The 14,682-nt window shown below is 38.9% G+C and carries 5 protein-coding genes and 1 riboswitch; of the genes, 4 read left to right on the forward strand and 1 reads right to left on the reverse strand.

Translation table 11 applies throughout. The annotated features are described in order from the left end of the window. Positions 1–113: 113 nt before the first annotated feature. The 4 genes from BLR86_RS26665 (at position 114) to BLR86_RS21075 (ending at position 12,060) form a co-directional block, all read left to right on the forward strand. Complete coding sequence (locus BLR86_RS26665) at positions 114–5,069, forward strand: 5'-nucleotidase C-terminal domain-containing protein (RefSeq protein ID WP_254782398.1); 4,956 nt, start codon at positions 114–116, stop codon at positions 5,067–5,069. Between the two features lie 100 nt (positions 5,070–5,169). Continuing rightward, positions 5,170–9,918 carry an endonuclease gene (locus BLR86_RS21065; protein ID WP_217642410.1) on the forward strand — a complete coding sequence of 1,583 codons (4,749 nt, stop codon included), beginning with the start codon at positions 5,170–5,172 and terminating at the stop codon, positions 9,916–9,918. Positions 9,919–10,454: 536 nt separating this feature from the next. Next, a complete protein-coding gene (gene galE / locus BLR86_RS21070) occupies positions 10,455–11,486 on the forward strand; it encodes a UDP-glucose 4-epimerase GalE (protein WP_090766291.1) in 1,032 nt (343 codons plus the stop codon). Positions 11,487–11,592: 106 nt separating this feature from the next. Next, complete coding sequence (locus BLR86_RS21075) at positions 11,593–12,060, forward strand: VanZ family protein (RefSeq protein WP_254782399.1); 468 nt, start codon at positions 11,593–11,595, stop codon at positions 12,058–12,060. Between the two features lie 1,146 nt (positions 12,061–13,206). Beyond that, positions 13,207–13,296, reverse strand: a riboswitch (cyclic di-GMP riboswitch). 168 nt (positions 13,297–13,464) lie between these two features. Here the strand turns inward: BLR86_RS21075 and BLR86_RS21080 are convergent. Continuing rightward, the gene (locus tag BLR86_RS21080; RefSeq protein WP_254782400.1) at positions 13,465–14,310 is read right to left on the reverse strand and encodes a hypothetical protein; all 846 of its coding nucleotides are present in this window, start codon (positions 14,308–14,310) and stop codon (positions 13,465–13,467) included. Between the last annotated feature and the right edge of the window lie 372 nt (positions 14,311–14,682).

Raw genomic sequence — 14,682 nt, forward strand, 5'->3', positions numbered from 1 at the left:
AAATTCGAGATAAACTAGCAATGGTGATAAATACCTACTGGATGCTTTTGGAAATGCTATTCAGTAGGTTTTTATTTCTAAGCATTAGAAATAGAGTAGGAGGGAATTTATCAGTGAGAAAAGCACTAATCAGCTCTAAAAAGTGGATAAGCCTAGCTTTAACGGCAATATTGCTATTAGCTTTGATAGTACCACAAAATGTCCAAGCAGCTAGTGATCCTGTATCTTTGGCGAAGTGGGACTTTAGTAAGGGGGATTCACTTCCAACAACTGGTATAAATGAAAACCTAGACAATGAATTGTCTTTAGGTGGGGACGCAATTTCGAAGGCACCTTCGGCAGGGCCAACCACAGGGATTAATGTTCCAACCGCTGAAGGATGGAATGTTGCATCATATTGGATGGTTTCTCTGTCAACGAAAAACTATAAAGATATTACACTATCTTCAAAACAAAAAAGCTCAAATACAGGGCCAAGGGATTTCAAAATCCAGTATAGTTTGAATAACTCTACTTGGGTTGATGTTCCAAACTCTGCTATTAAAGTAGCTAATGATAATTTTGTTAGTGGTGTTTTAACAGACCTTGTTTTACCAAATGAGGTAAACAATCAAGATGTAGTTTATGTTAGATGGATTGTAGCTTCGACAACTGCAGTAAACGGCGGAACAGTTGCTACAGCTGGTACAAACCGTATCGGTCTAATCGAGTTCAAAGGAACAGAGCTAGCTACAACACCTCAACCAGATCCGGATGCGGTTGCAGGTCAAGGAACACTTGTATTAGGTGAAGAACCTTTAGCAAATCTTCCTTTTGCTCTAAAAAATACAGTTACAAATCAATGGTTTGACTTTACTACTGACAAAGATGGTGTTTTTACTCACAATCTAGCAGATGGCACATATAAGGTAGAAGGTCTATGGGTTGCTCCAACTTGGTACCCACTAGGCATTACAATCACTATTACCAATGGTTTAGTAGATGGCCTACATGCATTCGTATTAGATGGATTAAATCCACCTGAAGGAACATGGAATGTAACGGGAAGTGTTAAGAATGGTACTTCGGCATTTGCAAAGCTAACATTTAGTTTACATAATACCGAAGGAAACTGGTATGATGCTTCAACTGATAAAGATGGTAATTTTAAATTGCAATTACCTGACGGCAGCTACCAAGTAGATGGTATTTGGGACGGTACTGCAAAAAAATGGTACGAGCTTAACCAAACTTTCACAGTAACTGCAGGGAAACTCGTAGGAGCAGCTAACCTGCTAATTGACGTCGCTCCTGTTGCTGACAATTTGTCTGGAACAGTAAAAGCAGGTACAACTCCGTTAAGTGATACTGGATTTAGCATCCGTACAGCTGCTGGAGAAGTACAGTGGTTTAATGCAACCACAGATGCAAATGGTACCTATAGCTTAAGATTGCCAAATGGCACTTATACTATTGAAGGTATTTGGGATGGAAAAATTAACAAATGGTATGAAATGAAAAAGAATTTCACCGTTGATGGTTCATTACAATTGGACATCGATGTGTTATCGGATGTCATTCCGCCAAACTTCACAGGTAAAGTGAAGAAAGGTACCGAGGTTCTTCCAAATATTGAGTTCAGCGTACGCACTACTACTGGTGATGTGCAATGGTATAACCTGACAAGTGATGCAAACGGTGCTTTCAGTGCAACATTGCCAAATGGAAGCTATATGCTAGAAGGTATTTGGCATGGTGCAGAAAATCACTGGTATGTCTTACAAAAGGAATTTACTGTTACTGGTAATTTTGTGTTGGATATTGATGTGTTAGCTAAGCCAGCAGATCAAAATTACACATTGAATATCATGCACACAAATGATACTCATGCAAACCTTGATAACGTTGCTAAAAAGGCAACTGCAATTAAGACAGTCCGTGCAGAAAAGCCAGATGCTTTATTGCTTGATGCAGGGGATGTTTTCTCTGGAACATTGTACTTTAATGAGTATAAAGGTTTAGCAGATTTAGAGTTTATGAATCTTGCTGGTTATGATGCTATGACTTTCGGTAACCATGAATTTGATTTGGGTACTGGCGTTTTAGCGAACTTTGTTAAAGATGCTGCATTCCCACTATTAAGTGCGAACGTAAACTTTGCACAAGATAAAAATTTACAATCTCGTTTCAATGACTCGATTACAGATAAGGCTGTTGGCGGTCAAATTTACAACGGTATGATTAAAGTTGTAAATGGAGAAAAAATTGGTATTTTCGGTTTAACAACTGCAGAAACTCCAACGATTTCAAGCCCTGGAGCAGATGTAGTATTCGAAAATTATATTGAAGAAGCACAAAAATCAGTTGATGCCTTTAAAGCTCTAGGCGTTAACAAAATCGTTGCTTTGACTCACCTTGGATACAATGATTCTCTAACATGGGACAATGATCTTGAGTTAGCAGCTAAAGTTGAAGGAATTGACGTAATTGTAGGCGGTCACACACATGTGAAGCTTGATGCTCCTGTGTTTGAAACAACTGGCGATGAGCCTACCGTAATCGTTCAAGCAAATGAATATAACAAGTTCCTTGGAACGGTTGATATAGCGTTTGATGCAGCTGGTAAAGTCATTGCAGATAAAACAACTGGCAAGCTGCTTGACATCGCTACTTTTGCTGAAGATAAAGCTATTGCTGAAATCTTAAACACAAAATATAAGCCTGCAATCGATGCAAAGAAAGCACAAGTAGTTGGTACTGCAGCAGTTGAATTAGTAGGTGGAAATCCAGCAGCACGTGTTGGAGAAACAAACCTAGGTAACTTCATTGCTGACGGTATGCTTGCAAAAGCAAAAACAATCAACCCTGACACAGCAATGGCATTCCAAAATGGTGGCGGAGTGCGTGTAACTCTACCAGCTGGAGATATCACATTAGCAAATGTTTTCCAAGTACTTCCATTTGGTAATGCGTTAGCAATCATGGACCTGAAGGGTACTGAAATTAAAGAAGCATTAGAGCACAGTGTTAAAACAGCTCCTGCAACAGCTAATGGAGCATTCTTGCAAGTTGCTGGTATGAAGTTCTCTTATGACAGCACAAAGCCAGCAGGCGAAAAAGTACATTCTATCCAAGTAAATGAAAGTGGTACTTATAAGGCACTTGATCTTACTAAGAATTATGCAGTAGCAACCAACATCTTTACTGCTAAAGGTGGAGATGGCTACACAATGTTTGCGAAAGCTTACGAAGAAGGCCGTGTAAGTGAACCAGGATTTGTGGATTGGGAAATGTTCAACGAATACATTGAAGCCCAGCCAAACAAAACGGTTAACCCACAAGTTGAAGGCCGTATTACTCAAGCCGTACAAACATTCACATTAAATTTAATGCACACAAATGATACACACGCAAACCTTGATAATGTAGCTAAGAAAATGAGTGCGATTAAGTCAGTCCGTGCAGCAAAGCCAGATGCATTATTACTTGATGCAGGTGACGTGTTCTCCGGAACATTGTACTATAACGAGTTTAAAGGTTTAGCAGATTTAGAGTTTATGAATCTTGCTGGTTATGACGCTATGACTTTCGGAAATCACGAGTTCGACAACGGTACGGCAACATTAGCTAACTTTGTTAAAGACGCAGAGTTTCCTTTACTAAGTGCTAACGTTGATTTTTCAAAAGATGCAAATTTACAAGCTCTATTCAATGACACTATGACATCAAATCCTGCCAACGGTAAGATTTATAACGGTATGGTTAAGGTTGTTAATGGTGAGAAAATTGGTATTTTCGGTTTAACAACTGCTGAAACTCCAACAATCTCTAGTCCTGGAGCAGATGTTGTATTTGAAAACTACATTACAGAAGCACAAAAATCAGTTGATGCCTTTAAAGCTCTAGGCGTTAACAAAATCGTTGCTTTGTCTCACCTTGGATACAATGATTCTTTAGATTGGGACAATGATCTTGAACTAGCAGCTAAAGTTGAAGGAATTGACGTAATCATTGGCGGCCATACACATGTGAAGCTTGATGCTCCTGTGTTTGAAACAACTGGCGATGAGCCGACTGTCATCGTTCAAGCGAATGAATATAACAAATTCCTTGGAACAGTAGATGTGAAATTTGATGCAGCTGGTAAAGTTATTACTGGCGAAACAACTGGAAGTCTTCTTGACATCGCTACATTCACAGAAGATGCAGCAACAGCTCAAATCTTAAACACAAAATATAAGCCAACAATTGAAGCAATGAAGGCTCAAGTGGTTGGTACTGCAACAGTTGATTTAGTAGGTGGAAATCCTGCTGCACGTGTAGCTGAAACAAACCTAGGTAACTTCGTTGCTGACGGTATGCTTGCAAAAGCTAAAACAATCAATCCAAATACGTTAATCGCCCTTCAAAATGGCGGCGGCGTTCGTACAACTCTTAAAGCTGGAAACATTACATTAGCGGATGTATTCACTGTCCTGCCTTTTGGAAACTCATTAGCGATTATGAATTTAAAGGGATCTGAAATTAAAGAAGCACTTGAGCTTGGTGTAAAAACTGCTCCAGCTACTGCAAACGGTGCATTTTTACAAGTAGCTGGTTTGAAATTTACTTATGACAGCTCAAAACCTGCAGGTGAAAAGGTTCAAACTGTCTTAGTAAAAGGTCTTGATGGGAATTACACAAATCTAGATCTTGCTACCATTTATCCTGTTGCAACCAACATCTTTACTGCTAAAGGCGGCGACGGATATACAATGTTGGCAAAAGCTTATGAAGAAGGCCGCGTAAGTGAGCCTGGATTTGTAGATTGGGAAATGTTCAGAGACTTTATTGCAGCACAACCAAATAAAACGGTTAATGCTCAAGTTGAAGGACGTATCGTAAACGTGGCACCACAAGTCGTTCCTGCTGCTACATTTAGCGGAACCGTTGCTAGCCCAAAAGTGTACACTAGCAGCGTTATTGTGGATGTTACAGGCGTATCAAAACTTGAGAATGCCCTTGTAAAAGGAAACCTAATCCTTAAAGGCGGCACAGATGTTGAGTTAGTAAACATCGAAGTCGAAGGCGATACTATTTTTGAAGATTAATCACGAACTTTTTTAAAAAAGTAAATTCTCCTAGTTCTAGCTGGGAGAGTTTACTGCCTATTAAAATTAATCAGGATTTATGCTACCGGGAGGTGCAGTTTTGACTAAAAGTCGTAAAAGATTTCTTAATATTTTATTAGTAGCGATTATGGTAATTAGTTTGGTGTTACCAAGTATTCAAATGAAACCAGCCCATGCTGCTACACTAGCAAACGATCTATTCATTTCTGAATATATTGAAGGAAGCAGCTTTAACAAAGCCATTGAACTTTACAATGGAACAGGCAAATCTGTTAATTTAAGTGAGTACACACTTGAACATTATAGCAATGGTGCAACAACGACTACTTTCACAATGAAATTGTCAACTGATTCTTCTGCTACACTTGCAAATGGAAAAACATTTGTCATTTCACGTAGTGATGCCGATGCAGCTATCGTTGCAAAAGCGGACCTTTTAGAATCAGCAAAAACCGTTATCAACTTTAATGGTGATGACGCAGTTGTTCTAAAACACAACGGAACAATTATTGACGTTATCGGAAAAGTTGGCGAACGCTTAAACTGGGGATCAACAGTAAAAACAGTTGATCAAACACTTGTCCGTAAAAGTTCAATTACTAAAGGGGACAGTAATCCAAGTGATGCATTTGACCCTGCAGTTGAATGGGATAACAAGGGTAAAGACGTATTTACTTTCCTTGGTTCTCACACAATGGATGGTGGTTCAACACCTGTAGAAACAAAGGTTGAAAATGTAACAGCTTCACCAGCAGCTGGTGGTGTAACAGCTGGAACAGCAGTAACACTAGCTACTGCAACAGCAGATGCAAAAATTTACTACACTACTGATGGCAGTGAGCCAACAGCAGCTAGCACTGAATACACAGCACCAATCGTAATTGATGCTGCGAAAACGATCAAAGCGATTGCGGTTAAAGCAGGCTTAGATAACAGTGATGTTGTTACACTTGCCTATACCATTGTTTCTGAAAGCACAATTGCGGAAGTTCGAGCAATGGCTCTGGAATCAACTGTTCAAACAAGCGGTGTCGTAACAGCTGTTTTAGGAAGAGCAATTTACTTCCAAGATGCTACAAGCTCAATTGTTGCCTACACACCAACAGATAGCACGACAATCCAACCAGGACATAAAATTAAGGTTTCTGGTAAATTAGTTGAATATTCAACATTGCTTGAAATTGAAGCAAATCATGAAAACATTGAAATTATCGGTACAGAGGCAGTCCCTGCAGCAGAAGTGGTAACTGCAGCGCAATTACAAGAAGACAAAGAAGCAAAATTAGTAAAAGTTCAAAATGTTACTGTAGGTGCGTTCTCTGGCGGTAACTATACAGCAACAGATGCAGCGGGTACAAGCTTCCAAATTCGCCCGCCAAGCTCAACCATGTTAACAACTGGTACAACCTATGAAGCAATTACTGGAGTTCTAAGTGCGTTTAATGGTGTATACCAATTAATCCCACGGGATGAAGGCGATATTTTACAAGATTCAAGCATTGTTCAATCGATTATCGCTACTCCGGGTGCTGGATTGGTGAAAGCAGGAACAGCAGTAACATTAACAACTGGTACAGCAGATGCAGTTATTCACTACACACTTGATGGCAGTCAACCAACTACTGCAAGCCCTATATTTGCACAGCCAATCGTGATCAATAAAGCAACAACGGTTAAAGCTGTAGCAGTGAAAGCGGGAATGAAAAATAGTGCGGTTGCTACTTTCGATTATCTAATCCAAGATGGTGCCGTTCGCATTTTTGACATCCAAGGTAAATCACATACTTCTCTTTTAAATGGTAAGAACGTAACAGATGTGGAAGGTGTTGTTACGTATATTGATGGAACAAGCCGTTTCTTCATGCAAGATCTTCAAGGCGATGGTGATGACAAGACTTCTGACGGTATACAAGTTTTCAAATCTAGCCATGGAATGCAAATTGGTGATCATGTAAAGGTTACTGGTACCGTTTCTGAGTTTGTTGGTGAAGGTTATGCTGAAAAAGGTGAAACAGATTTAGCAGCTACACAAATCTCAGCTTCTACCATTACGAAGATTGGTACAGCAAAACTACCTGCACCAATTAAGCTTGGAGTAGATCGTATTGCTCCAGAAAAAATTATTGATAATGACTCATTTGCTATTTTTGATCCAGAAGAAGATGCAATCGACTTTTGGGAAAGTATCGAAGGAATGTATGTTCAGGTTGATGATGCAAAAGTTGTTGCTCTTCAAAAAGACGGCTTAGTATGGGTAGTACCTGGCCATTATCCAACGAATGTAAATCCTGGTGGTTTACGTATTACAGCAGATGATTATAATCCAGATCGTATTGGTGTAGATGTTCGTAACGGTTCAACAGCGAATAAATCTTACCGTGCGAAAATGGGTGATTATTTTACAGGTGCAATTAAAGGGGTTATCCACTACGGTTACGGTAACTTTAAATTAATGGCACAAGAACCAACGCTTCCGAAATTAACGGAAACTCCAATTCTGCGCGAACCAACAAGTATCGAACCAGCAGCAGATAAGTTAACGATTGCAACTTATAATGTAGAGAACTTTACAGTAAGCACTCCAGATGCAAAAGTAACAAAAATTGCTGACGCAATTGTAACGAAAATGAAGAGCCCTGACATTATCGGTTTAAATGAAATTCAAGATAACAACGGGGAAACAAATAATGGTGTTGTTGACGGAGCACAAAGTGCACAAAAGATTATTGATAAAGTAAAAGCTCTTGGTGGACCAACATATGCGTACACTGAGATTGCACCGTCTAATAACCAAGATGGTGGAGCACCAGGCGCTAACATTCGTGTGGCATTCCTTTACAATGCAGCTCGTGTATCTTTAACTCCGGGAGCATCAAAAGGTTCAGCAACACAATCAGTAGGGTATGAAAATGGAAAGCTTACATTAAACCCAGGACGTATTGACCCAACAAATGCTGCGTTTAGTTCAAGCCGTAAGCCATTAGCAGCACAGTTCGATTTCCAAGGTGAAAGCATCATTGTGATTGCGAACCACTTTAACTCTAAAGGCGGAGACCAACCATTAATGGGTAAAAACCAACCGCCAGTATTAAGCAGTGAAATTCAACGTCATAAGATTGCAGCGATTACCAATAGCTTTGTGAAAGACATTAAAACAAAAAATCCTAATGCAAATGTTGTTCAATTAGGGGACTTCAATGATTTTGAGTTCACTAAGACATTAGAAATCGCTAAAGGAAAAGAATTAACAAATATGGTTGAAAAGGTTCCTGCAAATGAGCGTTATAACTACTCTTACCAAGGCAATGCGCAAGTATTAGACCATGTATTAGTAACAAACAACATGGTAGCTAACACTACTGTTGATATTCTAAATATTAACTCGGGTTTCATGGAAGAGCATGGCCGCGCAAGTGACCATGATCCAATTATCATCCAAACAGCTCTAAAAGCAGCAGGTGGAGAAGTGTTACCACCAGTAACACCGCCAGCTGGAACGAAGGTTTACAACCTAAATAACTTCAAAACAAAGAAACTTACCGTAACCAATGCCGGTGCAGACATTACGTTGAGTGCAAACTCTGTTATTACAGAGGGTATTGTGGTAAAAGGTTCTTATGCGAAGTTTAAAGGTGATGGCTTAAAGAATACGACTGTAATTCTTAGCCCGGCAGCAGCTGGTGCAGTGATTGACCTCACTGGTGCAGTGGTTAAAGAAGTAGTAATTGACAATGCTAACCTTAGCCAAGTAAGAGGCATTGAAGGCGTTCAAAAATGGACAGTTAAAGATGGCGTCGATCCTTCTGCTGTCAAGTTCACAGATGTTGGTGGAAAGGTTCTTCCTTCTCCAGTAGCACCAGCACCTGTTAACCAAGCGCCAGTAGTGGGTACAGCTTTAGCAGATGTTTCTGTTAAAGCTGGTACACCTGTTACGGTTAACCTAAACAACCATTTTGCTGATCCAGACGGTGATGTTCTAACTTACACAACAACAGCTGGAACTGTTTCTGGTACTACGTTAACGGTCCCTACTACTGTTGAAGGTACAATTGCAGTAACCGTTACGGCAAATGATGGTAAGCAAACAGTAAATGCAACCTTTACCATTACGGTAACGGCAGCAGCTGAAACCAGTCCTGTTGATGCCTATTATGCACCAGCAGCTGGAAAAACGGGTGAAGCCTTAAAGGACGCTTTAAACGATATTATTAGCGTTCAAAAGAAGTTAACGTACGCTCAAGTATGGGATGCGTTAAAGCAAACAGATGAAGATCCCAATAATCCTAATAACGTCATCTTACTTTACACAGGCCGTTCACAAGCGAAAACAACAAACGGTGGTAATGTAAATGATTGGAACCGTGAGCATGTTTGGGCAAAATCTCATGGAAACTTTGGAACAAGTGTTGGTCCGGGAACGGATATTCATCATTTACGACCAACGGATGTATCTGTTAACAGCTCTCGTGGCCATTTGGATTTTGATAATGGCGGTAAATCGCAAGGTGAGTGTGCGGATTGCTATTTCGATAGTGATTCTTGGGAGCCACCAAATCGCGTTAAAGGCGATGTCGCTAGAATGCTAATGTATATGGATGTTCGTTATGAAGGTGAAGGCGGCGAGCTTGATCTTGAGCTAGCTGACAAAGTAAATACGTATCCATCACCTACACACGGCAAGAAATCTGTTCTACTTCAATGGCACAAGCAAGATCCAGTTGATGCATTTGAAATGAACAGAAACAATGTCATTCAATCCATTCAAGGAAATCGTAATCCATTTATCGATCACCCAGAATGGGCAGACCTAATTTGGCCAGCAAGCTAGTAATTATACTTTGTTAAACCAAGAAAAGGAGCACCTTTTCTTGGTTTTTTCTGCGCTTGGCAAAGACCAAAATATCGGTGCCTGTCACTCCCCGAATATTCTTGTTTCATAGAATTGTTCCACAAGGTTTCATCAATAAAGCGGATATTTAGCACCTTAAGTAATTTGTTGATTAATAGAATACAGAATTAGGGAGAGAAGATAGTCTACTATTTTCCCCATTTTTATTAAAAATAAGGCTGTGTTAAAGGTAAATGTAGATTTCACTCAATTTGAAAAATAGGCGGAGGAATTCCGTTTATTTCAGGAAATTCCCATATTTCCCTTAAAATAAGCGGAGTTTTTCCGGTTATACGTTCCAAAACGATGGCTTTTGTCTTATTGTGAACAGTTAGTCGGAATATCTCCGCTTATATCTGCTCCTTAAGCCTCCACTATCGACATTAGCCGGAAATTCTCCGCTTAAAAATTTTTCTACACGAAAATCAACAATGAATAATAACAGAGCTAAAAATAAAAAGGGAGTGTTGAATCAAATGGCTATACTGATTACGGGGGGAGCCGGTTATATTGGCAGCCATACGTGTGTAGAACTCCTGAATGCCGGCAATGAAATAATCATTTTAGATAATTTTTCAAATAGTAAACCGGAAGCATTAAATAGAGTCAAAGAGATTACAGAAAAAGGATTTAAGGTTTATGAGGTTGACTTGCTTGATCGAATGGGGCTGGAGGATGTGTTTTCAAACAACGACATCGAGGCTGTTATTCACTTTGCAGGCTTGAAAGCAGTTGGAGAGTCTGTAACGATTCCGCTTCATTATTATCATAATAATATCACTGGAACACTCATTCTTTGTGATGTGATGCAGAAGTACGGGGTAAAGAATTTGGTGTTTAGTTCGTCTGCTACAGTATATGGTATGCCTGATCGAGTACCAATTAAAGAGGATTTCCCACTTGGTGCAACCAATCCTTATGGTCGGACGAAACTAATGATAGAAGAGATTTCACGAGATTTATTTGTTTCTGATAATAGATGGAGCATTGCTCTATTGCGTTACTTTAATCCAATTGGAGCACATAAGAGCGGTATGATTGGAGAGGATCCAAACGGTATTCCCAATAATTTAATGCCCTATATTACACAGGTAGCCGTTGGCAAATTAAAAGAACTACAAGTGTTTGGGAATGATTACCCAACCATTGATGGGACAGGAGTAAGAGATTATATCCATGTAGTGGACCTTGCTTCAGGACATTTAAAGGCACTAGAGAAAGTTATGACTTCTAAAGGTGTAGAAGCCTATAATCTAGGGACAGGTACCGGATATAGTGTGTTAGAAATGGTTGCAGCATTTGAAATGGCATCTGGTATGAAGGTTCCTTATCGAATTGTTGATAGAAGACCTGGAGATGTAGGGGTTTGCTATGCAGACACATCTAAAGCCAAAAGTGAATTAGGCTGGACGGCAGCAAGAGGAATTGAAGAAATGTGTCGAGATTCTTGGAGATGGCAGAAAAAGAATCCGAATGGGTATGAAAGTAAAGTTTTAATAAAATCATAAGATAAAATAGATAATGAACAGGCTGAATCTAGTTAGGATCCCCCTGTTCATTACTTTTATTTAGGGTAGAATCAAATAGGTATAGTTACATATAAGGATGGTTCCAATGTTTAGCAATCGAAAATTCAAGGTTATTTTTACATGGCTGTTAGTAGTCATATGGATGATGCTCATCAATAGATTATCAGCACAGCCAGCATCTCAATCAAAAGAACTCAGTAGTGCGGTAACGGAAACAATTGTTAAAACGGTAGAAAAAGTTGTTCCTGAATTCGATTTCAGATTAGATACATTCAACCACTTAGTAAGAAAAAATGCTCATTTCTTCATCTATCTTGTACTTGCTATATTAATAATGAATGCATTGAGTAAAAGTGGAGGATGGCGTTTAAGGAACTTTACTTTAGCACTAGGGATCTGTATCCTTTACGCTATCTCCGATGAAATACATCAATTAGTTGTACCAGGGAGAGGTGGTCAGGTAAAGGATGTATTCATTGATAGTTTGGGATCATTGTTTGGGATTGTGATTTATTTAATAGTGGTTAGAAAAAAGCAAAGGTCACAAGAATGAGGAAAGCAAGCTAGTTGTTAATTAAGGGAAACTAGTTAATACTGCTGCCTGTAACTTTCTGTGAATTTAAAAAACAAAAACCGGGTGCTAGGCACCATCCAGTTAATTTCCAGTTCATTAGCAAATCGTAAGACTTGCCCTGGTGATATACAGGAGACATTAAAACTAGAACAATCCATCGACAAGATTCTGCCCAATTTCAGCCGAAATCTCTTGATTTATCTACTGTGGGTAGCTGTTTACACAAACGTTTAATTAGCATCGAAACGTGTCACTCTTGATAGATTTCTAGTTTTTATTGGTTATTATTGTAGATGATTATCAAGGACTGGGACATTTCATCGACAAAAATTCCTCTTCTAAACTGACATGAGTTCGTTTAACAAAAGGGTTTTTCTCACATCTAATCAAACGTTTGTTTAGTCATTTTTGTGGTAATCAAACGTTTGATTAGATCCGCCATTTCAGTTGTTAACTAGGGTTTTTCTTACTAAAAGATAAGAGATGATTGTCGAGAGGGGAATTTGTAAAAAAGAATGGAAAGTAGGGAAGTAGGTGCATATTTCCTTAATCGAGTAACTAGCGAAAGTAAAATAAGCGTAAAGTCTTTTGTGATTATCACCAATCCATTAGAACAGGGAACAATGTTTACTGGTCCTGGGAATTTAAGTTCTTCAATCAAACCCATTGTTTGAAATGCTTTAGGACTCTTGATTTTGGGATGCCGAATAATTGTAAAAGCTGTGGTCGTATTCAATGTCCTGATTGTGGAACAAAGTATGAGAGTAATAAAGGGTAGAATATAAAATTCAGTAAAAAACGACTCCATACTAAACCTTTTTAAATCTAAATATCAGTGCCTGTGCTCCCATGATTCGGGGTCAGAAACCAATCTCACAGGCACTATCCAGTGTTAAAAGCCGCTCGTAAAGTACCCGGTTACACAAGATCAAATATTCTATTATTATGGTAGGTTATTTTTTGCTTCAATTTTGTTTGAATCATTGCATTCAGACAGCTATCTAATAATAGCTCTAAATAGTTTTTTCTTATTGTATGCCACTTAATTCTAAGATTTGTTATATTCGTTTTGATCTTCATCACATATGTCTCCTTTAATTTTTTCATAAATCGTAAGAGACCGTATTCGGAAACTGGCGAGCATTATCATCCAACATGATGTTAGCCCCTATAGTTTTGCGTCATCATTTTTCAATGATTTTGCCTTTATCGTACGATTTATGGATATACAAATAATATCGGATAATCTTCATGGAAATTTTATAGGTCTTTTGTCCTATTTCGGGGTCAGACCTCCACTAAGCTAGGCTGTTTTACTCAAACGATTGATTGGAAATATGGTTATTAGACTCTTGTCGAAGGCAATAGCTTCACTTCACAACATCATGAATCCGTGTGCAGCCAATCATAGTACATGACTTCACCGTTTCCGAGTACATAGCGAAATGGCTTACTCTCATAGCTGTTTTCTGGTAATTGATCGAGATAGAGCTCTTTTAATTTGTTGGTTAAAATGCCATAAAAGAAGGCAATCGGTTTAACTATCTGCTTGGTAGATTTCAACTTACGAACCAGCTGTTTGAATGACTGAATCGCAATGGCGAGAACGTCCTCTGTATTTTGGTCATAATCAAATCGAAAAGCAGCGATTTGGACCATATGCCAGTATTCTTCAATTGTCTTCGCATCGGAGAAGAAGTATTTTACGAGCTGGACAAATGTTTGAGGAATTTTATCACTAACAAAAGTGTGATCGAGTTCAATCGGCGCTTCGTTACGTTTTTTATTCTCTTGATTATTAGTTTTTAAAAGATTATTAGTTTCTTTAGGGTGGTCCAATTTTTCCGCCTTGGGTGGTTCACTTTGTGGAAAACGATTAAAGCTATATAGGTTACTAGACTGTGAACCATTTTTTCGTTCTGTTTCATGAATGGTGAGGATGCCCAATTCTTTGGCTTTAAGGGTCATCCGTTTAAATGTAGAGCGGGAGATTCCGTTTCCTTGATATTCTTCATTAATGGCTTTTAGCACAGTCCCAATTTTTGCATTCGAAACACCAGGAACTTTTGCAGAAAAACGAACCAGCCGTTTCAAACCGACAAGCTCCCCCTTTGAGAACTCCTGCTTCTTCACCGCTAACCACATTTCCATATGTGTATTAAACTCCTTCACACTCTTAAACTGAGAATATTGTTCGAACCCTTCAATTCTGCCTGATTTTAAATTCATATAAATGCACCACCCTTTCTACCCTCTATATAGGAATCCAGAGGGCAAAAGGACATGGTGATTCGCGGAAAGTTGTTACAAATTTGTGAAGACCGAGGGGGCGGGTCTCGTGTTTTTATTCCCTTATTTAAAGAGAAAGCATGAAGGACAGAGTTTTTTCTTCTCGCACTGTACGGTGCGAAGTTAGAAGTATGTCGCCGTGTTTCGGGGTGACATCATTCGACGTATTTTAGTTTAGAAATCCTTTGTTTATCGGTGGTGGATGTATTTTTAATCAAACGTTTGATTAGTATCAAAATGTGTCAATGTGTGTAGAATTGACGTTTTTATAGATTCATATTGAAGACAGTTATCGATGATTGAGACCTGTCA

Source organism: Bacillus sp. OK048 (assembly GCF_900103525.1).
GTDB lineage: Bacteria > Bacillota > Bacilli > Bacillales > Cytobacillaceae > Neobacillus.

Coding starts and splice junctions, on each gene's coding strand:
- galE (WP_090766291.1), top strand. CDS start 10,455: ATGGCTATACTGATTACGGGGGGAGCCGGTTATATTGGCAGCCATACG.
- BLR86_RS21075 (WP_254782399.1), top strand. CDS start 11,593: ATGTTTAGCAATCGAAAATTCAAGGTTATTTTTACATGGCTGTTAGTA.
- BLR86_RS21080 (WP_254782400.1), bottom strand. CDS start 14,310: ATGAATTTAAAATCAGGCAGAATTGAAGGGTTCGAACAATATTCTCAG.